This window comes from Cytobacillus sp. T106, assembly GCF_040492155.1.
Taxonomy (GTDB): domain Bacteria; phylum Bacillota; class Bacilli; order Bacillales; family Cytobacillaceae; genus Bacillus_AB; species Bacillus_AB infantis.
In genome coordinates this window covers 286,301-309,319 of record NZ_JBEUMK010000001.1, presented here as the reverse complement: position 1 = coordinate 309,319, position 23,019 = coordinate 286,301, and the positions used below count along the sequence as shown (strand labels likewise).

General features: G+C 45.5%; 24 protein-coding genes and 1 other annotated feature. All 24 genes read right to left on the bottom strand.

Features of this window, described 5'->3' with window-relative positions:
* Window positions 1-10: 10 nt before the first annotated feature.
* The 24 genes from rplU to ABU165_RS01370 all read right to left on the bottom strand — a co-directional run bounded on the left by rplU (window position 11) and on the right by ABU165_RS01370 (window position 22,987).
* The gene (gene rplU / locus ABU165_RS01485; RefSeq protein WP_009796103.1) at window positions 11-319 is read right to left on the bottom strand and encodes a 50S ribosomal protein L21; all 309 of its coding nucleotides are present in this window, start codon (window positions 317-319) and stop codon (window positions 11-13) included.
* Between the two features lie 13 nt (window positions 320-332).
* Window positions 333-414 (bottom strand) — a sequence feature (ribosomal protein L21 leader region).
* Window positions 415-496: 82 nt separating this feature from the next.
* Entirely contained in the window at window positions 497-1,975 is a 1,479-nt protein-coding gene (locus ABU165_RS01480; RefSeq protein WP_318059577.1) for an Rne/Rng family ribonuclease, read from the bottom strand.
* 53 nt (window positions 1,976-2,028) lie between these two features.
* Window positions 2,029-2,895, bottom strand: coding sequence for a M50 family metallopeptidase (locus ABU165_RS01475; protein ID WP_101550413.1), 867 nt, complete (start codon window positions 2,893-2,895; stop codon window positions 2,029-2,031).
* Window positions 2,888-3,664: a M23 family metallopeptidase gene (locus ABU165_RS01470; RefSeq protein WP_101550415.1), complete on the bottom strand. Its 777-nt coding sequence runs from the start codon at window positions 3,662-3,664 to the stop codon at window positions 2,888-2,890. The genes ABU165_RS01475 and ABU165_RS01470 overlap by 8 nt, the downstream gene beginning before the upstream one ends.
* 442 nt (window positions 3,665-4,106) lie before the next feature.
* Window positions 4,107-4,910 (bottom strand): septum site-determining protein MinD, encoded by an 804-nt coding sequence (minD, locus tag ABU165_RS01465; protein WP_094766970.1) that lies wholly within the window; start codon window positions 4,908-4,910, stop codon window positions 4,107-4,109.
* A 1-nt stretch (window position 4,911) separates the two neighbouring features.
* Window positions 4,912-5,592 carry a septum site-determining protein MinC gene (gene minC, locus ABU165_RS01460; protein WP_094766969.1) on the bottom strand — a complete coding sequence of 227 codons (681 nt, stop codon included), beginning with the start codon at window positions 5,590-5,592 and terminating at the stop codon, window positions 4,912-4,914.
* Between the two features lie 259 nt (window positions 5,593-5,851).
* Window positions 5,852-6,376, bottom strand: coding sequence for a rod shape-determining protein MreD (gene mreD, locus ABU165_RS01455; protein WP_009796094.1), 525 nt, complete (start codon window positions 6,374-6,376; stop codon window positions 5,852-5,854).
* Window positions 6,377-6,379: 3 nt separating this feature from the next.
* On the bottom strand, window positions 6,380-7,246 hold the full coding sequence (mreC, locus tag ABU165_RS01450; RefSeq protein ID WP_318059578.1) for a rod shape-determining protein MreC: 867 nt from the start codon (window positions 7,244-7,246) through the stop codon (window positions 6,380-6,382).
* An 86-nt stretch (window positions 7,247-7,332) separates the two neighbouring features.
* Window positions 7,333-8,352 (bottom strand): rod shape-determining protein, encoded by a 1,020-nt coding sequence (locus tag ABU165_RS01445; RefSeq protein WP_009796092.1) that lies wholly within the window; start codon window positions 8,350-8,352, stop codon window positions 7,333-7,335.
* A gap of 158 nt (window positions 8,353-8,510) precedes the next feature.
* Complete coding sequence (gene radC / locus ABU165_RS01440; RefSeq protein ID WP_318059579.1) at window positions 8,511-9,200, bottom strand: RadC family protein; 690 nt, start codon at window positions 9,198-9,200, stop codon at window positions 8,511-8,513.
* A 51-nt stretch (window positions 9,201-9,251) separates the two neighbouring features.
* The gene (locus tag ABU165_RS01435; protein WP_094766966.1) at window positions 9,252-9,827 is read right to left on the bottom strand and encodes a Maf family protein; all 576 of its coding nucleotides are present in this window, start codon (window positions 9,825-9,827) and stop codon (window positions 9,252-9,254) included.
* A gap of 177 nt (window positions 9,828-10,004) precedes the next feature.
* Entirely contained in the window at window positions 10,005-11,120 is a 1,116-nt protein-coding gene (locus ABU165_RS01430; RefSeq protein ID WP_318059580.1) for a hypothetical protein, read from the bottom strand.
* A 110-nt stretch (window positions 11,121-11,230) separates the two neighbouring features.
* Window positions 11,231-11,686, bottom strand: coding sequence for a type II secretion system protein (locus tag ABU165_RS01425; RefSeq protein WP_353762503.1), 456 nt, complete (start codon window positions 11,684-11,686; stop codon window positions 11,231-11,233).
* Between the two features lie 29 nt (window positions 11,687-11,715).
* A complete protein-coding gene (locus tag ABU165_RS01420) occupies window positions 11,716-12,522 on the bottom strand; it encodes a pilus assembly protein PilO (RefSeq protein WP_318059581.1) in 807 nt (268 codons plus the stop codon).
* Window positions 12,519-13,142 carry a PilN domain-containing protein gene (locus tag ABU165_RS01415; protein ID WP_318059582.1) on the bottom strand — a complete coding sequence of 208 codons (624 nt, stop codon included), beginning with the start codon at window positions 13,140-13,142 and terminating at the stop codon, window positions 12,519-12,521. Before ABU165_RS01415 ends, ABU165_RS01420 begins: the two co-directional genes overlap by 4 nt.
* A gap of 2 nt (window positions 13,143-13,144) precedes the next feature.
* A complete protein-coding gene (gene pilM / locus ABU165_RS01410; RefSeq protein WP_318059583.1) occupies window positions 13,145-14,116 on the bottom strand; it encodes a type IV pilus biogenesis protein PilM in 972 nt (323 codons plus the stop codon).
* 12 nt (window positions 14,117-14,128) lie between these two features.
* Window positions 14,129-14,875 carry a prepilin peptidase gene (locus tag ABU165_RS01405; RefSeq protein WP_318059584.1) on the bottom strand — a complete coding sequence of 249 codons (747 nt, stop codon included), beginning with the start codon at window positions 14,873-14,875 and terminating at the stop codon, window positions 14,129-14,131.
* A 19-nt stretch (window positions 14,876-14,894) separates the two neighbouring features.
* Window positions 14,895-15,332: a prepilin-type N-terminal cleavage/methylation domain-containing protein gene (locus ABU165_RS01400; protein WP_318059585.1), complete on the bottom strand. Its 438-nt coding sequence runs from the start codon at window positions 15,330-15,332 to the stop codon at window positions 14,895-14,897.
* 116 nt (window positions 15,333-15,448) lie between these two features.
* The gene (locus tag ABU165_RS01395) at window positions 15,449-16,654 is read right to left on the bottom strand and encodes a type II secretion system F family protein (RefSeq protein ID WP_318059586.1); all 1,206 of its coding nucleotides are present in this window, start codon (window positions 16,652-16,654) and stop codon (window positions 15,449-15,451) included.
* Window position 16,655: 1 nt separating this feature from the next.
* Window positions 16,656-17,696 carry a type IV pilus twitching motility protein PilT gene (locus ABU165_RS01390; RefSeq protein WP_224951604.1) on the bottom strand — a complete coding sequence of 347 codons (1,041 nt, stop codon included), beginning with the start codon at window positions 17,694-17,696 and terminating at the stop codon, window positions 16,656-16,658.
* A gap of 11 nt (window positions 17,697-17,707) precedes the next feature.
* Window positions 17,708-19,369, bottom strand: a complete 1,662-nt coding sequence (locus ABU165_RS01385; RefSeq protein ID WP_148948978.1) for a GspE/PulE family protein — start codon at window positions 19,367-19,369, stop codon at window positions 17,708-17,710.
* A gap of 24 nt (window positions 19,370-19,393) precedes the next feature.
* Window positions 19,394-20,773, bottom strand: a complete 1,380-nt coding sequence (locus tag ABU165_RS01380; protein ID WP_318059587.1) for a G5 domain-containing protein — start codon at window positions 20,771-20,773, stop codon at window positions 19,394-19,396.
* A 21-nt stretch (window positions 20,774-20,794) separates the two neighbouring features.
* Window positions 20,795-21,553: a PRC-barrel domain-containing protein gene (locus ABU165_RS01375; RefSeq protein WP_148948976.1), complete on the bottom strand. Its 759-nt coding sequence runs from the start codon at window positions 21,551-21,553 to the stop codon at window positions 20,795-20,797.
* Between the two features lie 78 nt (window positions 21,554-21,631).
* The gene (locus ABU165_RS01370) at window positions 21,632-22,987 is read right to left on the bottom strand and encodes a hypothetical protein (protein ID WP_318059588.1); all 1,356 of its coding nucleotides are present in this window, start codon (window positions 22,985-22,987) and stop codon (window positions 21,632-21,634) included.
* Window positions 22,988-23,019 lie beyond the last annotated feature (32 nt).

Below are 23,019 nucleotides of genomic sequence, written 5' to 3'. Positions count from 1 at the left end.
CAGCCAAACCTTATGCGTTGATCTTTTCGATCACAACTTTAGTGAACGGCTGACGATGACCTTGCTTTTTACGATAGTTTTTCTTCGCTTTGTATTTGAAGACAATGATCTTCTTTGCACGGCCTTGTTTTTCAACTTTAGCCGTTACAGTAGCGCCTTCAACTACAGGGCTTCCTACCTTTACATTGTCGCCGCCTACGAATAAAACTTTGTCAAAAGTAACTGTTTCGCCTTCTACAGTGTCCAGCTTTTCGATGAAGATAGCTTGGCCTTCTTCAACTTTGATCTGCTTTCCACCAGTTTCGATAATAGCGTACATGAACTGCACCTCCTTATAGACTAAGACTCGCCAATTGCAGGCGTTTTGCAAAAAGCAAAAACTTGAATACCTGCTCTGAGCGGTTGTAGCTTGGTGCGCTACAAACATAACATAAGAATACTATCATATATTCAGAGAGTGTGTCAATACATTATCCCGGTTTTAAATCAGGAAGCTTTATTGCTTTTTATGCTTCGCTTCAATTTCCTTCAGGCTTCCCAGCTGGCGGATTTCATAAAAAGGAATCCCGGAGTCTTCTGCAGCAAAAAAGAGCCTGAGGCCGCATGTTTCTTCCAGCCTTTTCCGGTGAATGCCCTGCTCGCCCGAAAAAACATCCAAAACATCTGCAGAGAGCCTTATGAGGGCGGCTTCATAATCGCTTCCCCGCATTTCCCAAATTTCCCGCTCAAGCCGGAAGGCCGCTGTCTCTGCACTGACCATCCGCCCAGTCCCTTCACAGGCAGTACACTTGACCGTAAGCGATTCAGAAAGGGCAGCACGCGTCTTTTTCCTTGTAATCTGCAATATGCCTAGCGGAGTGAACCCGACGATCCTCTTCCTCCGCTCATCTTTGCGGAGCTCTTTTTCCATCACCCTTGAAATATGCTGCCGGTCTCTTTCCTCTTTCATATCAATGAAATCAATCAGAATCATGCCGCCGATGTCCCTGAGCCTGATCTGCCTTGCAGCCTCTGCCGCCGCCCATTCATTAGTCCTGAGAACCGTGTCGCGCAGATTTTCCCGGCCGGAGTATTTTCCTGTATTCACATCGATGACAGTCAGAGCCTCTGCTTCGTCAAAGATAAGATAGGCGCCGTTATCAAGCCAGACGATTTTTTTTAGCGCCCTATCGATTTCCTGGTCAAGATTATAGGCAGAGAAAATGCTTTCCTTATTATTGTAGTAACGGACTACAGACTCTGCCGCTGCTTTTTCCAGTTTCTGCTTTACAGCAAGGTCGTCAACCACCACCTCGCCGGCTCCAAGCCTGGCCATCTCAGCTGCCGCTTCCTCCAGGAAGGTTTCTTTTTCAGCAAGCTTTGCAGGCTTCTTTACCGAAGCAGCCTTTTTAGCAAGCTCACGGTGTTCTGCACGAAGCTCCTCCAGTTCTTTTTGGAATTCTTCTTCAGATGCTCCTGCAGCAGAAGTACGGAAGATGAGCCCTTCTTCTTCTTCCTTCAGTTTCATCCCGAGCGTTCTCAGCTCTTCCCTTTCAGAGTCATTCTCTATTTTCCTTGAAACGGCCACATACCGGCCAAAGGGCATATAAATCAGCTTTTCGCCCTGGAATTCAATGACATTGGTAAGCCGGGGACCTTTCGTGCCCGCCGCATCTTTTTCAACCTGTACAAGCAGTTTTTCACCTTCACGAACAAAAGAGGAGATTGATTTTTTGTCTTTCTTCTCTTTGTCTTCGGCTGAACGCACATATGATGCGAGCCTGTCGCGGTGCAGAAACCCGCTCTTTTCTTCCCCAATCTCAACGAAAGCAGCATTCATCCCAGGCAGCACCTTTGCGACCGTCCCGAGATAAATGCTGCCTACTGCGGATAGATTTTTCGGCTGGTCAATGATCAGCTTTTCCGGCTTGCCCGATTCATTCAGAACTGCATAACGTTTTTCCCTTGTTGCGTAATTGATGACTAATTTTTTCAACTTTATTCCCCGCTTTGATATATCTAAAAATCTTTGTCTATTATTATCAAGCTTTAATAGGCATAAAGCAAATCAGCCATTCGTGCTGTGGTAAGCTTTTCGGAAAAATAGGCATGAAGGAGCTCATTCTCATCAAGTGCTGCATGCTCCTTTCCATCCTTTTCCACAATAATCGGATGCTTGGTGCCGCGCTGGAAACGCTCAAGCACTTCGACAACCATCTCATCCTCTTTGACGATCAATGGCTTCAGTACTTTGAACTCATTCCGGTTTCCATAATACCGCTCCAGCAGGAATCTCATAAAAATAAACCGCCGCTGCTTCCATTCAAAATGCAGGGAAAAAAGCAGGAAGCCGAGCACAATCCAGACATTCGGATTAAGGGGCGCTGCCAGCAGCATAACCGCAGCAAAAATAAGGGCTGCCCCAAGTGAAATCCTTAAGGCCTGTTTGTGGGCATCTGGGAACGCCTTCTTTTGGGACAGGTATAAAAACAGCAGCTTCCCCCCATCAAGCGGCCAGATAGGCAGAAGATTGAAAATCAGAATCATGATATTATATTGAAAAAAAAGCTCAAACAGTGCCCCGTCCAGCACTGACATACTATAAAGAATGTAGGAAAGGGCAATCAGCCAGACATGCTGGAGAGGCCCGGCCAAAATAACGGCCGCTTCTTCCTTCAGCGGCCTGTTTCCATGCTCATCCATTTCGGCTACTCCGCCAAATGGAAGCAATGATATTCTTTTAATTCGCCATGAAAAGCGGGCTGCCGCCCAGGCATGACCCATTTCGTGCACAAAGACAATCAGGAGGAGCATCATCACCTCCTGAAAACGGGCCGTTGCCACTGCCAGCCCGATGACAGCCCACAGCAGGGGATGAATGTGGATATACCGGAATAGACTGAGCATTTTAGTCAAATTGCATCACCTGGATCGGATCGATAAAATCATCGCCTTGCTTTAGCGCAAAATAAAAAGATCCTTTGCCGCTCTCCGGCACTTCAGCTGCTGTTCCCACTGCGACACCTTTGCCGATATAATCATAAAGATTGACCTTGATCTCGCTCAAATTTCCATACCATGTCTCAGTTTTATCAGCATGCTGGACAATGACGGTTTTCCCGAATCCTTCTTTATTGCTGGCAAACTTAACAAGCCCCTCTTCTACTGATTCCACATTTGCATCGATTGCGACCTCAATCGTCACCCTCTGGCCTGTCTCATCGAACTCCTCAAGGATTTTGCCGGAGGCTGGGAGCGCATATTCCTGGGCGGGAGCTGACTCGTCCCTCTCCTTTTTTGAATCCGTAAAAGGCACCAGCGCCAAAGGCTCCCCGAACTGCTCTTCATACCATTCCGACACAGCGGCAAACTGAAAGTCAGTCTCCATCGTTTTGGCCACAAAGTTTTTGGCCGGCTCAAAGGCAGCTGACGGATTTTTGAAAAGGATGGCTGTGACCAGCACCAGGCATGCAGAGGCCAGCAGCTTAAAGAAGAATACTTCTTTTTTAAAAAGGGGATGCTCACCTTCTGGAGAGGTGCCTTCATAGGAAGGCATCTTTCCAAACCCGTGCTTTTCCTCCTCTTCTGCCCAGGGAAGCCTGTGCTGCAACTGTTTATTGATCCGTTCCTGGTCTTTTTTCCGTTTTTCGATTCTTTTGCGTATTTCATCTGCTCTTGAACGCATAATCTCCCCACCTGTCCCTAAACTGATTTGTACAAGTCTATGAGGGGTTTGGGGGGAGTATGACATTTTGGGGGAGAAAGAGGCGGAGAGATTGGGAGAATATCAACGATTGGGAACAGTTAAAAAAAGCAAACAAAAAAAGCCGGAGATTACCGACTTTTTTGACTGAAGACCAATCGTATTAAACAGATTTTTTGTTGCGCTTAAGTATGAGGCTGTTGATTTGCGTTCCAGGCACTTCGCTTTCCGCGGGGCGGAGTTGAGCCTCCTCGCGCTTTGCGCTGTGGGGTCTCAACTTTTCCGCTATTTCCCGCAGGAGTCTTCGTGCCTTGCACTCCAATCAACAGGATTTTTAAACTTTTACGGCACCAAAGTGCTAGGTCATAAGATCTCTAAGCAGATAGAATTTCTCAATTTAAAGCCCTTAATAACTTTGATACTCCTATTTTACTCCAAAGAATCTTTTCAGTTTGGTGAACATGCCTGTGTTTTCTTGTTCGAGCTGCTGGAGCGGAACGGCTTCGCCGAGGATGCGGCGGGCGATGTTGCGGTAGGCGACGGATGCTTTGCTGTTCGGGTTGAGTGCGATCGGTTCGCCGTGGTTGGATGCTTTGATGACTTCGTCGTCATCTGCCACGATCCCGATCAGGTCGATGGATAAATGGGCCGTGATTTCATCGACATCCAGCATATCGCCATTTTTCATCATATGGCTGCGGATCCTGTTGATGACAAGTTTGGGCGCTTCGACATTCTCTTCCTTTTCGAGCAGGCCGATGATCCTGTCGGCATCACGGACGGCTGAGACCTCGGGAGTCGTGACGACAATCGCCTTGTCTGCTCCGGCAACGGCATTCTTGTAGCCTTGTTCGATCCCTGCCGGACAATCGATAATGATATAATCATAGTCCTGCTTCAGCTCTTCTACCAGCTTTTTCATCTGTTCAGGATTTACAGCGGTTTTATCACTTGTCTGGGCAGCAGGAAGCAAATAAAGAAGATCTTCAAAGCGCTTGTCCTTCACAAGAGCCTGATGGACCTTGCAGCGGCCTTCAATGACATCCACCAGATCATAGATGATGCGGTTTTCAAGCCCCATCACCACGTCCAGGTTGCGCAGGCCGATATCTGTATCGATAAGGCAGACCCGCTTCCCCTGCAAAGCCAAAGCTGTTCCGATGTTGGCCGATGTAGTCGTTTTGCCGACACCGCCTTTGCCTGAAGTAATTACAATAGCTTCTCCCACACTAGTGTCCCCCTTCCAATCTCGTTAAGTTTGGTCTGAGATGCATTAAAACCTGCAATCTATCAACTATCATTTGTTCATTTTCATCTATGTAGGCACATTCCATTTCCCTCATGTCCTCGTCCTTGCTGTGATCAGGCGCCCGGTTGATGCAGTCGCTGATCCTTAGCTGGGAAGGCCTCATCATGCTTGCCGCTATGACTGCCTGCTTGTTTCCGTAGCAGCCGGCATGGGCAATTCCCTTTAAGCTGCCCATGATGAAAATGCTTCCTCCCGCCATGACAGTGCCGCCGGGATTCACATCCCCGATCAGGAGCAGGTCGCCAGGAACTTCAAGGACCTGCCCTGAGCGGATGATTTTTGCCACCGACATAATCTCATTTTCTTTCTTTTCCCTGTCCGCCTCTTCCTTAGTCAGAACATTTGAGCTGACAGAATCAACGACAAAGTTCTTCTTTGACCTGATCAAATCCTTCAGCTCTTCCTCCTGATCAGCGGTAAGATAGCGGTTTCCTGCCTGCACCCTTACAGACATAAGCGGACGGTCTACATTGGTTCTCGCGCTTTCGGAGAGCTTTCTATCAAGCTCCTTTTTCAGTTCCTCATAGGAACAGGAGTCGTCCAGATGAAGAGTCAGGCCGTCCTTTGTCCCTTTTATTGTCACATTCTGAGTTTTCTTCATTGCAAGATGTTCACCTCAATTAGAAAAACCTGGCATGTGCCAAGTCATTTCAGCCGGCTGGCCGGCTTTACATCCCCATCCGGAACAGCCATGCTGCTCCTTAAGAAGATTTGAGCCATGCGCCATACAAAAGATGTATGCCTTTTCTGCGGCTCCACATAATACAATTCGACATAAGCTCACAAAATCCTTTTTTCGCCTGTGCAGTTTTACATGCTGCCACAATATTTTTATCGGCTGCCCTCAAGCTTTTTCAATATCACTGGCCGTATTCATCAAGCTCGCGTGCGAACTTTTCGAAAAACTTCTTAAAAGGAAAGGATACCACAACGATGAAAGCAAGATTCAGCACAAGCGTCGGCAGCAGCCGCTGCTGCAGGAACACTGAAAACTCCATGTTTGTGCGGTGAATCAGGAAATTCATCTCGTACACACCCAGTTCCAGAAGCGCCAGTTCAAACAGAGTGATAAGGGCGACCACTGCAAGATTGGTATGCAGGATCCGGATGATTTTGGACGCAATATAGGCCAGCAGCGGCAGCATGAATAAATAGATGCCGATGATATCTGTATACACAATATCAAACAGCAGGCCGAAAATCAGTCCATAGATAATTCCATGTTTTTTACTGCCGTAGATGGTCAGGAAAATGATAATGACCGCCAGGAAATGCGGGACCATGATCCGTTTGCTGTTATACAATTCTGCAGACAGCAGCTGGACAAAAACGCTGTCCAGAACGAAAAAAAATAAAACGAGAAGAGGAAGAAGAAACCGTTTCATTCTCTATTCCTCCTCTTCTTCCAATATATCCAAATCAGGCTTCTCCATGGAAAGCTTTGCAACCATCACATGCTCGATATCATAAAAATCCGCACCAGGCTTTACATAAGCAGTCTGGTTCAATCCGAACTCATCAGGAACAACTTCTTCTACTACACCTACAGGCAATCCTGATGGAAAAACACCGCCAAGTCCTGAGGTAGAGACAATCTCTCCTTTTTCTACTTTGGCATCATACGGAATCCGTTTTAGCAAAAGAAGTTTCTTTTTAGTATCGTACCCTTCGATCGTCCCATAGATCTTTTCATTGATAACAGCCGAAATCCGGTTGGCAGGATCGGTGCTGCTGAGGAGCTGAACGCTGGCGGAAAGAGGGCTCGTATTTTTCACTTTGCCGATCAAGCCGCCGGCTGTTATAACAGCCATATCTTTTTCCAGACCATCTTTTTCGCCTTTATTGATGATCAGCGTCTCTTCCCAGCGGTCGGGATTCCTCGCAATCACAGTTGCCTGGATGGGCTTATATTTGCTTAAATCACCTTTTTTATCGAGTATCGTCTGCAGTTTTTCATTTTCATCCTTCAAGCGCTGGACATCGGCCTCAAGCATGGCAAGCTGATCAAGCCGGCCCTTCAATTCCTTGTTTTCTTCATATGTATTCTGCAAGTCTTTCACATTTTCGAAGAATCCGGCAGCATAGCTTGCCGGCCGGGAAACGATGGTCTGTGCCCAGCTCGCTGTATCTTTCACAAATTGCTCTGCCCATGAAAGCTTTTCCCTTTCTTTCAGGGAAAATCCGATTAATGCCACCAGAATAATGATACTGACAAGCAGGATGATCAGGCGTTTATTCAGGAAAAACTGTGGCATGGTTCACACCTCTATTTCTTTAAAAAGAAGAGACTCCAGGATAAAAGCGAATGACTGCTTCATGCCCGGAGCCGCCCTTTTTGTTATTAATAAGAATCTTTGGATTTGTTTTTAAATAAGTGAATATGGTCAAGTGCCTTCCCCGTGCCGATTGCCACACAGTCAAGCGGATTTTCAGCGATGAGGACAGGCATTTTTGTTTCCTCTGCAATCACCTTGTCCAAGTTGCGGAGAAGTGCTCCTCCGCCAGTCAGCACAATCCCCCGGTCCATGATATCAGCAGCCAGTTCAGGCGGCGTTTTTTCCAGGGTGACCTTTACGGCATCCACAATGCTATAGACAGTATCACGAAGGGCAGCGGCAATTTCCTCAGCTGTAATTTCTATCGTTTTTGGCAGTCCTGTCAAAAGATCACGGCCGCGGATTTCCATATTTTCAATGCCTTCAGGCTCACCGGCGGAGCCGATCTCCATTTTAATGCTTTCAGCTGTCCGGTCGCCGATCATCAGGTTATAAGTTTTGCGGATATAATTAATGATTGCATCATCCATTTCATCTCCCGCAATGCGGATTGACTGGCTCGTAACAATGCCGCCAAGTGAAATGATGGCAACTTCAGTCGTCCCGCCGCCGATGTCGACAACCATGCTGCCTGTCGGCTCCCAAACAGGAAGATTTGCACCGATTGCAGCAGCAAACGGCTCTTCAATCGGGTAAGCATCGCGGGCACCAGCCTGGCGTGTTGCATCAATGACAGCACGCTGTTCTACAGCGGTGATGCCTGAAGGCACACATACCATTACATACGGCTTACCGGCAAAGAAGCCCTTCTTGACAGCCTGTCTGATATAATATTTCATCATGGTAGCCGTTGTTTCATAATCAGCGATAACGCCGTCCTTCATAGGACGCATCGCCACTACATTGCCCGGCGTACGGCCGATCATATTCTTCGCATCATTGCCGACAGCGACAATGCTTTTAGTATCCGTCTGCATGGCAACCACAGATGGCTCCCTTACAGCGATTCCTTTTCCTTTTACATAAACGAGTGTATTGGCAGTCCCCAAGTCGATTCCAAGATCCCGTGTTCCGATTCCAAACATAGCTGTATCTCCCTTTCTGATACGAAATGCAATTTTTTAAGGTGATTTTTATATTCGAAGAAGGCTGAAAAAGCAGCCTGGTTAGCAGTTGGCAGACTTATTCTAGTCTAAAAAATCATAAATTATATTATATCCTAACAATCGGTAAAATCATAGTGTTATAAATAACCTTTTTCCTTTAAGCTGACATATTTGTTTTCCCCGATGATCAAATGATCGAGCACATCAATGCCGATGATTTTCCCGCACTCCGCCAGCCTCTTCGTGACTTCGATATCCTCCCTGCTTGGTGCAGGGTCGCCAGAAGGATGGTTATGGATGCAGATGATAGACGCAGCCGACCTCCTGAAGGCCTCCTTGAAAACCTCCCTGGGGTGAACGATTGAAGCATTCAGGCTGCCGATGAAAATCGTCTGCTTATGGAGCACCTGATTCTTTGTGTTCAGGTAAAGGCAGACAAAATGCTCCTGCGAAAGGAAGCGCATGTCATTCATGACATATTTGGCGCCGTCCTCAGGTGACCCGATCACAAAGCGGTCATCATAGGAGAGGCTGGAAATTCGCCTCCCTATCTCGACCGCGGCCAGTACCTGAATGGCCTTGGCCATGCCGATCCCTTTAATGCTGGTCATCTCATCAAGCGTCGCATCCTTCAGGAGGCGGAGGCCTTCAAAATGGGTAAGAAGCCTGTTTGACAGCTGGAGCACAGACTCCTCTTTAGTCCCGGTCCTGAGCATAAGAGCAAGAAGCTCATGATTGGACAGGCTTTCCGGGCCATTCTGGATAAAGCGTTCGCGCGGCCTCTCATCCTGCGGAAAATCACGAATCATCAATGATTCAGTTTTCAATATGGTTCCTCCCTTGCCGGCGGGAAAGGGAGGCAGACGATCGTACAGTATTTAAAAAGGCAGAGTGAATCCCGCCTTTTTCAATTCTCTTGCTGTTCTTGAAAGCGGAAGCCCGACGACTGCGAAATAATCACCATCAATCCGCTTCACAAGCGTTGCACCAAGACCCTGGATTCCATAAGATCCGGCCTTGTCGAAGGGCTCGCCGCTTTCGATATATGCCGACTTTTCGTCATCTGTCAGCTCCCAAAATTCCACATCCGTTTTTTCGTAAAATTCAACCTTGCTTTTTTGCGGAGTAATAATTGATACCCCGGTATAAACCGAATGGACTCTGCCGGACAAACGCGTCAGCATATCGTATGCATCGCCGCGCCCATCCGGCTTCCCTAGAATAAGACCGTCTGCAAAGACAATCGTGTCCGAACCAATGACAAACGCAGCTGGATTTTTCCGGGCGACAGACTCCGCTTTCCTGGCCGCAAGCTCCATGACCACATTTTCGGGAAGCATTCCCGGTTCGAATGTTTCGTCCACATCACTGCTGGAGACTTCAAATTTCAGCTGAAGATTTTCAAGAAGTTCTTTTCGCCGTGGAGAAGAAGAGGCTAATATGAGGTTCTGCAAAAAAATCACCCTATCCTTTACTTGTATCATTTTGGGAGATACAAACTAATCGTACCAAAATTTATAGGTTCTAACAATTTTTAAAAGAGTTTTGTCAAAAAAAATGGGAGCTTGTCGAATGAAGTCCGACAGCCCCCTATAATGTGCGATATTTCCTGGAAAATATTCACCCTTTTATTAAAGTGCAGTGTACGCTGCAATGAATGACAGCAGATGCTGCTGAATCGCGTAATAGCCTTTTTCATCCGGGTTTTTCTGATAGCTGGCAATTAGCTCTGCCGCTTCTGAGAGTTCCTTCTGCATGACCCCCACACGATCCGCAGAAAGCTTTGCTCCATCAAATCCTGCAAGCTGTACTGATACATCGGCCGCCTGCTTTAATGCTTCTTCCGGAATCGCAGCTCCAGGTGAAGCAGCCCCAATTCCTGCAGCCATTGCCGAATATATCCCCGGGGCCGCTTGCAGGAATTTTTCATCTTCCTCCTGCAGCTTCTCCACAGTTTTTCCGCCGGCAGCCAATTCCTTGGCAAATGTATCAATTCCCTTGCTCTTATAATCTGTTCCAAGCTGTTTCGCATCTTCCAGCGACCCTGCAGCTCCAAGGAACAGATAAGATTTTCCTTCCATCTCCATCAGCTGTGCCGGAGCACCTTTTTCAAAAATCGTGCTCTGGATCTTTTCAGCCGCATCCTTCGTTGAAAAAACACCGCCCTGAACAACAAAAACTGTAAGGGGCTCAAGGGCCAAAGTCCCATTTCCGGCTGAGCTTCCCTGATCGGTGCTGCTGACAGTGCCTGCTGTAGCCTGCGCAGCTCCTTCAGGCTCTTCAGCGCTTCCATCATGTATCACCATCTTCAGCATCAAAAAACCAAGGCTTGTCCCGAACAGGACAGCAAAGAATACAGATATCACCACTGAACGGACCAGCGCTTTCTGATTGGAAGGCTTTCCCGGTGAGCTGAATATACTGCTTTTCTTCCCGCTTCCCTTTTCCGTCTTTGCGGCAATCTTGTATTCCTTCGGTTCTGGATCCTCCTCCATGATTTCAGGGAGAATCCAGTCAAACTCATCATCTGCCGCTTCCCTGGCAGGAGCTGCCTCCAATTCAGCCAGTTCCTCATTTGCTGATAGAAGGTTCCCCTCTGCAGACTCTTCTTCCACATTCTCTAAGTGCTGCACTTCTTCTGCAGGATCTCTTTCCTTTTGAGCCGTTTTGTCTTTCATATACACGGCTTCCCGATCCTTGCCATTCAGCTTGATCGTAATGGTCCGTCCGTTCCCTTGGTTTTCCACAGCTTGTCCTCCCCGTGTCGATTGCTGGATTTGCCTTCATCCTAACACAGGGGCAAAAAAAAATAACAAGACTTTTGTCGTCTTGTTATAGGATGCTTTCGTCAAATTTTTTAGTTGTCTTTTACGATTAAATCTATTGACAGCTCACGCACCGGGATCGGTTTGCCTGAAGCCCCCTGGTAAGAGCAAAGATTACGGTTCTCGCCGTACAGGCATACCGTCCTGATATGCTCCCCGTCTATTTCTACATAGCTGGCATCTGATGGTTCAATATAGTTGCCTGTATACGGATCCTTAAAAGCTTCCATAAAGCCTGCTTCTGAAACCATACTGAAAGTGATCCGCTGAGCGAGTGTATTGCCACTGGTCACTTCGCGCTTCACAAAATAGCCCGCTGCTTCATTCAGCGCATAGGCATTGCCGACAAAGGCTTTATCCCGTGAATTCTGAACCAGACTCAGTATGGAAGCAGTGGCGATTGCGGCAATAATGCCCAGGATTACGAGAACAGCCAGCAGTTCTATTAAAGTTAATCCCTTGTCATTCAGTCTAGCAAAGCTCTTCATCATACTAGACCCCGTTTCTATAGAATAGATTAAGGCTGAGTTTCTTCTTCTATCTCGACGTCCTCCTGGCTGGAGAAACCGCTCAAGGGGTTCTGCTTATTAGAAACAGCAGGAACGTCCAAAGGAGGCAGCTCTTTTTGGAGTTCTTCCAGATTAGGATAATAATATGCTGCAAGTGAGACTTCAAATTCTACATTCTCCGAATCCTGATCCACCGAATAAATTTCTGGCAGTCCGGTGAAGTTAAGGACCTCCACTTTAACGATCCGCTTCAGCGATTCCAGGCTCTTGATGAACTTTTCCATCTCAAAATAGGTTGCTGCTTCGCCGCTCAGCGTCAAGGAAATCTTTCGGATTCCATTGGGGAGGATCTCCTCTGCAGGTGAATTGACTTCACTTGTACTTTCATCGGAGGCTTCCTGATCATCGGCTGGTGATTTTTCCGGTTCCGCCCCGCCCTCTTCTGTTGCTGCTTCGGCAACAAGATCTATTTCCTCATCATCTTCTGTTCCGTCCAGCTTTAACTCTATGATATTTGTATCAGAAATAACTTCTGCTTTTTCAAGGTCAAGTAATAGCTGATCAAGCATCCGTTTGACAGGCACCTGCTTCTGCAGCTCCATTGTGCTGAGGATCGTCTTTTCACCGGTTTCAGCCAGTTTGTTTTCTAAAATGGTCAATTCCTGGCTGGCCAGCTTCAATTCAGTTTGCTTTCTGTCTATCTGCTCATGGACAGGCAGTATGAGCAAATAATAGGCACCAGCGACTGCCCCGCCAAGTATAAGGATGGAGAGAAAAATGATCAGCAGATGTTTTTTGGATAATTGGAGGTTCAAGGGGCAGTCCCCCCTTCAGCTTCCTTCTCCTCAATTTCTTGCTTAAGCAAGCTGGAGTTTATCTGCAATTCATAAGCTGCAAAATAACGCGGCAGGATTTCTTCTTCAGCCGCAGAGATCTCTTCATCATCATCTTTCAGAACATCTGTAGTTTTTGCCTCAGTCAAAACGGCCTCGTCGAGCCATCCCAAAGAGAGCAAAGAATTCAAATAATAGGCAGCCTGACTTTTAGTGTCAAACTGTACTATTTGCTTGATTTTGTTTTCTTCATCTTTTTCAAACTCAGTTATGTAGCCTCTTTCCGGAAGCAGCTTGGTCACTTCATTCAAGATGTAAACCATACTGAAAGGCTGCTCTTTTGCCCAGGAAATGGCATTTTCAAGTTCACCAACTGAATTGGAAGATTCATAATCAGCAAGTTTCACTCGTTGTGCTTCAAGAATTTCATTCGTCTGGGCTATTTGAGTTTCAACCTGTTTTAATTCCTCTTTTTGGCTGGCTAAGTAAACATAGAGGGACACAGACAAGATGACAGCTGCCAAACCTGCAGCTGCCAAAGAGATGTAGGCTGCTTTGCTTCTTTTTTCTTTTTGGGGAAGGAGATTGATATCTACAAGCATGTCTACACCTCTTTCAAGCCCAAACCAACATTAAGATTAAATTGGGGCTTAATTCTCTGTTCTGTGTTATGTTCCCCGCCCAGGTCTGCCAGGGGGGCGTCAAACCTTTCCGCAAGACTTGAGCGGATGTCCTCCATCCAAGGGTGATCGCCATCAGCTAAAATCTTAGTGATTTGTTTATTGCCCTGGTTCAAGGAATATCTGTAAAAATTCATGACCCGGTCCAATTCTTTATAAATATCCTCCAGTGGAAGAAGAATCTCGCTTTTGTCGCCTTTATACACCAATCCGCTCCCCGGTTCTGCTTCCCACTTATCATGATCTGCATCAATCATAAGATGGCGCATAAAAACCGGTTCATGTCCTTCAAAAATACTGACATTCACCTGCTGGGCATCAAACTGCACCATCATGAGATGTTCATCAGGAGCCGGAAGGTCGTACTCATAATAGAGGCGATACAAGGCAAGACAGGAGATATCCGCAGCAGACGGCCTTAAACCAGCTTCTTCAAAAAGGGAAACATACTCATTTACAACCTCTTCAGGAGCTGCAAACAGCAAAATTTGCCTCTTTTCTGATTCCTCCTGCAAGGGGGCAAAATCAAAGACTGGATCCTCGAAAGGAAGATGAATGCTTGTCCCGAGCTCCATATACAGATAACCTTTAATTTCTTCACTCGTCACATCTTCGGGAATAGCCAGTTTTCTAATGATGATAAAAGGGTCAGGCACTAAAAAGGAGATATTTCTTTTCTTGATCTTCCAGTCGCTCACGCATTCCTCAAGAATGCTGGAAAGTGTTTCAAAATCCTGGATCCTGCCTTCCCTAATAATTCCATTCGGCAAAAAACGCTCTTCACAGCGCAGAGGCTCGGGCTCATTACTGCTCTTCAGTTCGGCCATCCGGATGACATGATCCTTGATCGTAATATTGATGATTCGATTTTTCCCGAATGAAAATAGAGGGGCCATATCAATTTCTCCTTATATGAATGAATAAAGATACCAATCCAGAATACGCTGGCCAAAAAAATAGGCTGTAAGACTTCCAAGTGCTATGTATGGACCGAACGGGATCGGCTTGCCTTTTTCTACCTTGCCAATCAACATCCCCGCGAGGGCAAATACCGCTCCAAATATGGTTGCAAAGAAAAACGTCAAAAGGACAAGCTTTGTTCCGAGCGCCAGCCCAATCACTGCAAATAGCTTGATATCTCCCCCGCCCATACCACCCTTACTGATAACGGCAATGAACAGAAGCAGGAAAAAGCCGGCTGCCGCACCTAGAAGTGAATCCCACCATGGCGACAAAGGGAGGAAAATCCGTTCCAATAAAAAAATCACTGCGAACACAAGCAGGACTTTATCTGGAATAATCATATATTTAATATCTGAAACAAACACAATGACCATCAGAGAAATCAGAGTCCAAGCGATGATAAGCTCCAGTGTCCATCCCATCAAGAGCGGGGCAAGGACAAATAACAGGCCGGTCGCCAGTTCAACAGCAGGATACAGAAATGAAACCGGCGCTTTGCAGCGCCGGCATTTCCCTCCCTGCAGCAGATAGGACACTACCGGAATCAGCTCATAAGGCCTTAAAGTATGCTGGCAATATGGACAATGTGACCGCGGCTTAACTATTGACTGCTTTAGCGGCACTCGTAGGCCAACTACGTTGTAGAAGGAGCCTAGGAGGAGGCCGTAAGAGAAGGTTAATAAGTAGACCAATTTATAACTCCTTTAAGTTTTAAGGATTAGAGCTTGCTGGAATAGAAGTTGCTCCTTTTTTTGCAGCATCTATTTGTTTAACATCCGCACCATTGAATTTTATAGTGACACTTCCTACTGTTTGTTCTGCAGTAATTTTAAATGTTGTTTTTGATCCTGTTGTTGCAACCGTCACATAGTAGCCGGGTTTTAAATTGGGTTCGTCCACATAAGAGTCTAAATCTGTAGCTTTTAAAGTTTCCGTTGGAATACCATTTGCAGCTACATAAAGTTTTGCCCCATTTAATACAGCAATAGCATCCGCCTTCACAGCATCCTCCTTAGACTTCTGAATGATTCCCCCAATACTCGGAATCGCAATCGCCGCAATAATACCCAAAATAACAATAACTGCAAGAAGCTCGATCAGCGTTAGACCTTTTTCATTCTTAAGTCTTTGACCAAATTTTTTAATCATAATTCTCTCCCTTTCATCGTGAGTTTCGGCCCATTACTTTAGTAGGTTAATCCTATTATACTAAATTCTTACAATAACTAAAGTCGTATTTTAAATGATTTTGTAATTTTTTTGTACTAGCCGACATGGTTGAAGATTTCAAACATCGGCACCATGATTGAAGTAACGATAGTTCCTACAATTCCGGCCAGGAATACTATCATTAATGGCTCAATCAGTGATTTTAGCCGGTCTGTCGAACTTTCTACTTCTCTTTCGTAAAAGTCCGCTACTTTTGAGAGCATTTCATCCAAGGACCCGGTTTCTTCTCCGATGGCTATCATCTGTGATACTAGCGGCGGGAAAACCCAGTGCTTCCTCATCGGTTCAGTAAGCGAACGTCCTTCTTCAAGCGAGGTTCTTGATTTTTTCAGGACCTTGGCAACAACCTCATTCTCCACCACATTCTCAACAATTGCTATTGCCTGGAGAATGGGTACTGAGCTTGCAAACAAAGAGCTTAGTGTTCTTGTCATCCTTGCAAGAGCCGCTTTCTGCAGCATTTTTCCGAAAATCGGCATCCTCAATAAAGCATAATCCAGATAGTACTTAGAGCTTTTATTGCTTCTGACAGCAGTAAAACCGACAAAGAGTGCGATAAACAATATGACAACGAGCCACCAGTATGCCTGCATGAATTCACTAGAGTTTAGAACAAATTGGGTGATAGCGGGCAGTTCGCCTCCAAAATCTTTAAACATTTCTACAAAGGTAGGCACCACACTTACGAGGAGGAAGATGACTACCGCAACAGCAATAATGGCTACTGCCACAGGATATGCGAGCGCAGATACAATCTTCTGCTTCGTGAAGTGCTGCTTTTCAAAATGGACAGCAAGCCTCTCCAGCGTATCATCCATATTACCGCCTGCTTCTCCAGCCTTGATCATATTGACAAACATACTGGAAAAAATCTTTCTATGCTTTGCGGCGGCATCTGATAAAGGATTACCTTCTCTAAGATCCTGCTCAACTTCTACTAAAGCCTTTTTTAGTGCTTTGCTTTCAGTCTGTTCAGAGAGTATTCCGGTGGCATCCACCACCGTCACCCCCGCCCGAAGCAGCGTGGAAAACTGCCTCAGATAAATCACAAAATCCTGCAGCTTCACTGGGTTCCCTATGGAAAGCTCTTTGGTAAGCAGGGTTTCTGCTATCTCAGTAAGTTCAGTAACCCTGATGCTATCCTTCTTCAGCTGAAGCATAGCCTCCCGTTTTGAGGCTGCACTTATGATTCCGGACTTCTTCCCTTTCAGGTCACGGCCGCTGTATTTATACCGGGGCATATCAATTCACCTTTTCCTGGAGGTATGGCATGGCCGCCTCCTTGGATACTTGTCCTGACTGCACGAGTTCATTGATGCTTGCATCAAGGGTATGCATGCCCTGAGCCCTTGAGGTTTGCATGATGTTGGCAATCTGATGGACTTTTTCATTACGGATCAGATTGGCCACAGCCGAATTATTGACAAGGATCTCGGTTGCAGCCTTGCGCCCTTTACGGTCAATGATAGGGAAGAGCCGCTGTGATACGATTGAAACAAGTACAGAGGCAAGCTGAATCCTGATCTGTGCCTGCTGGGATGGCGGGAAAACGTCGATGATCCGGTTAATTGTCGCAGGTGCACTTGAAGTATGCAGTGTCCCGAAAACAAGATGTCCTGTTTCAGCTGCCGTTATCGCCGTCTGTATCGTTTCAAGATCACGCATCTCCCCGACCAATATGACGTCAGGATCCTGCCTGAGGGCAGCCCGCAGGCCATTAGCAAAATTATTTGTATCAAACCCGACTTCTCGCTGGTCAATGATGCAATTGCCATGCTTATGCAGATACTCAATCGGATCTTCGAGCGTGATAACGTGCTTCCTCATATTTTGATTCATATAATCAATGATGGAAGCCAGCGTGGTAGATTTTCCGCTTCCTGTCGGGCCTGTCACCAGCACCAGCCCCTGTGGTTTTCCTGCTACCTTCTTGAGAATGTTAGGCAGCTCCAGCTCATCAATCGTCGGGACTCTTGTTGGCACAACCCGGACCGCCAATGCAATGCATGAACGCTGATAATAGGCATTGACGCGAAAACGCGATACCCCTTGGACACCATAGGAAAAATCGAGTTCTCCTTTTTCCTTGAAGCGATCCCACATATTTTCAGGGATGATGGCTTTGGCCATGGACTCTGTATGTGCAGGCAGCAGATTTTCTTTGCCATATCGCTTCAGCTCGCCATTGATCCGGAATATGGGAGGCACTCCAACGGTCAGATGAATATCGGAGGCTTTCAGTTCAAAGCCGGCCCTTAAAAGAATATCAATTGCTTCAGTCATGGTCATTGCTCCTAATCAGGTATGGCGACACGAAGGACTTCTTCTGTCGTCGTAATGCCTTGTTTTACTTTCAGCAGGCCATCATCAATCAAAAATATAGTCTTATTCTTTATAGCAAGCTCACGAAGCCTTGAGAAAGATTCCCCGTTCATGATGACCCTGCGCATTTCATCATCGATTACAAGTACCTCGTGAATGGCAATCCTGCCTTTATAGCCTGTCATATTGCAGGAAGAGCAGCCTCTGCCGCGCTTGATTGTTTCTACCTTCATGCCGCGCCGCGCAAAAATTTCAATCTCCCTTTTTGTTGGTGCCTGAATTTCTTCACAATCCCGGCATACCCGCCTTACAAGCCTTTGGGCGACAATTCCGCTGAGCGAGGATGCCACCAGGAAAGGCTCTACTCCCATATCAAGGAGCCTCGTGATTGAACCAAGCGAATCGTTTGTATGCAGGGTGCTTAGTACAAGATGGCCTGTAAGAGAGGCCCTTATGGCAACCTCCACTGTTTCCTTATCCCGGATTTCCCCAACCATGATAATATTGGGGTCCTGCCTCAAGATGGCCCTCAAGCCTTTGGCAAATGTCATCCCTACGTTGGAATTCACCTGAATTTGATTGATGCCTTCAAGCTGATATTCAACAGGATCTTCGACAGTGATGATATTGACTTCTTCGCTGTTCAGCTGATTAAGCGCTGCATAAAGCGTGGATGACTTCCCTGATCCTGTAGGGCCTGTCAGCAGGACGATGCCGGTCGGCTTATTGATCATAGAAGTGAAACGGTTCAAATTCAGCTTGTTGAATCCAAGCTTGTTCATGTCATTTAATGAACTGCCCAAATCAAGCAGACGCATTACAATTTTTTCGCCATAAACAGTCGGCAGCGTCGATATACGGAGGTCAATCGGATGGAAATCAAGATTAATCTTAATTCTGCCATCCTGAGGCACCCGGTGCTCTGTTATATCAAGGTTGGCCATGATTTTAATCCTGGCTGTCAGGACACTCTGCATATGCTTGGGCAGCACCCTCTCTGTCCGAAGTACTCCATCTATCCTGTATCTTACTGCCACCTTTGTTTCCTGAGGGTCAATATGTACATCACTTGCTTTCATGGAGGCAGCGTTTCCAAGGATTTGATTGACGAGCCTGACAATCGGTGAATCCTCATCGGCAATCTTATCGTCCTGCAGTTCTTTTGTGCCAGGTGAAGCGTCAAGGAGTTCCTCAAATCCTTCGTCCATATCATAGTACTTATTGATGGCACGCAGGATATCATCCTTTGTTGCAATGGCAGCCTCTACATGAAATCCGGTTGACAGACGCAGATCATCAATTGTGTAGAAATCCATGGGATCAGCCATGGCGACAAAAAGCTTTTCTCCCTCTTTCTTTAAAGGAATGATCAGATTTCTCTTCGCAAGATCTTTTGGCACCATACTGAAAAGCTTCACATCAAATGGATAGCGATAAAGGCTGACATGCGGGATTCCCAGCTGGAATTCCAGCACTTCTATCAGCTGCTGTTCTGTAATATAGCCCCGCTGCAGGAGGGCATCCCCGATCCTTTGATCTTTATGCTTTTCCGTCAGCGCCTGCTGCAGCTGTTCTTCTGATATCAGACCTGAATCAACAAGCAAATCTCCTAAACGCCTTCTTGTCTGTTTCATTGATATCCCTGCTTTTTCTTCATATTATTTGGCTGCTTCATTCGGCTTTCCCCAAAGGCCATCATCTTCTTTTTCTTGATCAGACTGGCTGGACTCTTCTCCGCTCTGAGAACCGTAGGGCTCTTCCACGGACCCGGCATTATCCGAAGATTCCTCTGGATCTCCAGCTGTGCCGTTCTGCTCTTCGGGAAGACTTCCTGATGTTTGTCCGCTGTTTTCCTGTAAGCTGCCTCCATTATTCAAGTTAGCAGACTCCTTAACTGTCAAACTATGAATAATCACTGTATGCACCGGCGGATAAAAGTCTTCTGAAATGGCTTCTGTTTTAATGATGCTCCCATCGCGGTCTACTGTATCCCGGTAGACCTTAATAAGCATCCCGGCCACTCCTTCAACAGCGGTCCTTTGTTCTCCAAATCTCAGCTTTGCATCAAATTGGACGACCGTCTTCGGCTTAAAAGCTTCCTTATCCTTTAATTGGATATTATAAGAATAAACAAGGCTCTGTCCTTTGAGCGCTGTATAGAAGAGGCTGTCGTTATAAGAAAACTCAAGAGTGTAAGCCTGGTCATTGGGATTGGCAATAATCAAATCCATGTTTTTATCTTTGCTGACCTTTGCTTCAAACCCTGGTTCTGCATAATCGGGAAGCTTCCTTCCGATATGTCTCTCAGCAAAAGTAAAATTGGTCGGCATAACAGCTTTATAAATGGTACTGGCTACAGCACCGAGAGATTGTTCGTTGTAAGTGACATTGCTTTCTTCCAGGAACTTAAGCAATGAAAAGGTCGATTGAGGCAAAATCTCTATCTTGGGGAATCTTTTGGCCCAGTCTGCCAGATCTTTGGCTGTTTGGTCATCCTTTAATACAGCCTCAGACAGTGTTGCCGCATCTTCTTGAAGCGGAAGGTAGTTTTCAAGCTTAATGGCATGTTCGCCAGACTGTAGCGCTGACGGGTATAATAACAGGTCTGACTTGAACCTGGAAAACTCAAAGCTTTCAGATGCCAGATCTGGAGATATCCCGGCCAAAGTATTCTTTATATCAGCTTCCTCTATATTGGCAATCAGAAGATTTTCTCCTCCTGATACTGCTGAGCCAATCGATTGCTCCAAATCAAAAGTAAAAAGATCTGAAGGCAGAGTGGTTTCCTTCTCTTTATATTTTAGAACCAGCTTCGTGCCACCGACCCACTCAGCAGTTTTGCCAGCCACTTTTTCCATTGCACCAGACGGATCTAATCCCGATATATCTGTATCGGCAATGATAGTGCCTTTTTCAAATGCTTCATTTGGATTCACAGCATTATTGAATGCCATAGCCCCAAATTTAGAAAACGAGAAGATATAAGCCGTGCATAGAATCAGAACAATTGAAAGCTTTACTATTTGTTGAGATTTCATAGCAAGATGCCCCCCCTTGCATTAGGCTTCGACATTCATGGACAATTCAACGACTATATTTGGGCCTTCCTCTTGTGCCTTATTGATAATTTCCCTAGTCAAGATCGTTCCCTGGCTTATGATCACTTCGCCATTCATACCATATATATCTTTTAATACAGCTTTGCCAGAAAGAAGTTCAACCTGTTTTTCCTTTAGAAGCTGGATTTCTTCATCGTTCTCGAAACTGCTGCCAGCTTCAGTGGCTGCCTCGTTGTTCTTTTCATGCGCAGACTGGTTTGGATCAAGAAGGGCTGCATCAATTAAAAAGCCATCAGCGGCATCTTCTTTTACAATAACGATGTCTTTGCCATATGTTAATACAAAATCAGAACGCAGGATTTGTTCACTGCCGCCGCTTTTAATGTCCATACCAAGGATATTGCCTGTTTCATCATCCACATAGAATTCGGAAATTTCGCCGATCAATTCCCCTTTTCGAGTCATGACCTTTGTATTGGTAATCCTGATTTTTTTATTTACAAGCTGGTTGGCAATAGGAATTTCATTCAAATCTATAACAGCATTATCACTTTCTACTGTTACAGCATATTCACCAATACCGACCACTTTTTTGAAGGGAATGGCTTTCACGCTCACTTGCCAGTCCTCGTGCTCTATTGTCAGGAAATCAATAGAGCCTTTTTCAGGATTAATTACTAAAGACTTTACTTTTCCTACCTGCTGTCCATCTGAAATACTTATAATCGGTAGACCCGTAATTTGTAAACTTGTTTTCAATTTATGTCACCACACCTATATTTTAAATTTGTTACATTCATAACAGTTATATTACAACTTTTTCCCACAGGCAACACTCTAATTCGATAAATATATTTTTTGTAAAAAATGGATTTCCTGTAAAATTACAGGATAATTACTAAATTTGGATTCCAAATCACCCAGGAGCAGCAGAAGCTTCTGATATTCTTTTGATGCTGCATAATGTTTTATGAGCAGATTTGCAAATGTATAATAATCAGGAAGCGGAAGGCTCGGGCTCAAACAGCTCTTTACCATCCCTTCATATTGACTCTGTCCAAGGACTCTTTTAGCTGCGTGCAATTGAGCCAGCAGGTTTTGAAGAAGCTGATTCTGCAGCATTGCCTGTTCATTTGTACTATTGTTCATTTCCTCTAAATCCAAATTGTCATATGGAGCATTGCTGTTTTCCAAGGCTGAATCCAGTTTTTCAATATCGTTAAATGTCAGAGCCGAATCTTCTTGGATAAGGTCTTCGCCATTATGAACGGCAATTTCATTTGAATATTCTTCTTTCTCAAATAGTAATTCCGCCTCAGCCTGTCTATTTATCTCATAGATCTCTTCAATATTATCTACTGTGCCAACCGGGATGTCAGATTCTTCAATAACAGGTATCTCTTCCTGCTGCACAAATGGAATATCAATTATTTCTTCACTGTCTTTTTCCCCTGGCAACTCAGTTTCTTCAAGCATCAGCTTTTCTAAATCTGCCATATATTCCGGAACAGGAAGATCGGATTCCACGATCTTGATCTCTTCACCTTGTTCATCTTCAACCCCTGTTAAGCTGAATTCGGGAAAAGGTTCTATTTCATCATCATTTAAGCTTGAATCAGATAGAGCTAATTCTCTCTCTTCATCAGAGTAGAGATCTGTTGATGCAGAAAGTTCTTCGAATTCCTCAGCAGATTCAGTGTTTCTTCCTGAAAATAAATCTTCCAGCTCTTCTTCTTCCAATCCGACGCTGAAATCTGCAGAATCATTCGTATCGCCCGCTTCTTCCATAACCGGTTCGGTTTCAATTTGATACTCTGGCGCAGCTTGTTCGACTGCTTCCGCTTCTGGAGATGTTTCCAGATCAAGCTCAGACGCCAAAGCAGTTGACTCTTCATGAGGATAACTGAAGCCTGTAAAAGAATCTTCTGCTGTTTCTTCAGCAGAATCAGCAGAAAATAAGGCATTAGGCATTCTGCTTCCCATAAAATATGCCGCAGCCAGCACTAAAGCAAGCATAAGCAGTAAAATCTGCCACCAAAGAAAGCTTGCTTGTGCAGCAACCCCCATTACAGCGAACAGCAGGGATGCAGAAATAGTAATCATTTTACCTTTCAGTGTCATGCCCAAAGGCAGAAAATAAATAATCGGGATGAGCAGCAATAAAGAAATCAACGCAAATATGTATGTGCTCAAAAACACTTCTCCTTCCAGCAGCAAGTAATATA

Bases quoted from the DNA above. Each gene is read 5' to 3' on its own strand.
- rplU (WP_009796103.1), bottom strand. From the start codon at position 319: ATGTACGCTATTATCGAAACTGGTGGAAAGCAGATCAAAGTTGAAGAA.
- ABU165_RS01470 (WP_101550415.1), bottom strand. From the start codon at position 3,664: ATGCGTTCAAGAGCAGATGAAATACGCAAAAGAATCGAAAAACGGAAA.
- minC (WP_094766969.1), bottom strand. From the start codon at position 5,592: ATGAAGAAAACTCAGAATGTGACAATAAAAGGGACAAAGGACGGCCTG.
- mreD (WP_009796094.1), bottom strand. From the start codon at position 6,376: ATGAAACGGTTTCTTCTTCCTCTTCTCGTTTTATTTTTTTTCGTTCTG.
- mreC (WP_318059578.1), bottom strand. From the start codon at position 7,246: ATGCCACAGTTTTTCCTGAATAAACGCCTGATCATCCTGCTTGTCAGT.
- ABU165_RS01445 (WP_009796092.1), bottom strand. From the start codon at position 8,352: ATGTTTGGAATCGGAACACGGGATCTTGGAATCGACTTGGGGACTGCC.
- ABU165_RS01425 (WP_353762503.1), bottom strand. From the start codon at position 11,686: ATGAAGAGCTTTGCTAGACTGAATGACAAGGGATTAACTTTAATAGAA.
- ABU165_RS01415 (WP_318059582.1), bottom strand. From the start codon at position 13,142: ATGCTTGTAGATATCAATCTCCTTCCCCAAAAAGAAAAAAGAAGCAAA.
- pilM (WP_318059583.1), bottom strand. From the start codon at position 14,116: ATGGCCCCTCTATTTTCATTCGGGAAAAATCGAATCATCAATATTACG.
- ABU165_RS01400 (WP_318059585.1), bottom strand. From the start codon at position 15,332: ATGATTAAAAAATTTGGTCAAAGACTTAAGAATGAAAAAGGTCTAACG.
- ABU165_RS01395 (WP_318059586.1), bottom strand. From the start codon at position 16,654: ATGCCCCGGTATAAATACAGCGGCCGTGACCTGAAAGGGAAGAAGTCC.
- ABU165_RS01390 (WP_224951604.1), bottom strand. From the start codon at position 17,696: ATGACTGAAGCAATTGATATTCTTTTAAGGGCCGGCTTTGAACTGAAA.
- ABU165_RS01385 (WP_148948978.1), bottom strand. From the start codon at position 19,369: ATGAAACAGACAAGAAGGCGTTTAGGAGATTTGCTTGTTGATTCAGGT.
- ABU165_RS01380 (WP_318059587.1), bottom strand. From the start codon at position 20,773: ATGAAATCTCAACAAATAGTAAAGCTTTCAATTGTTCTGATTCTATGC.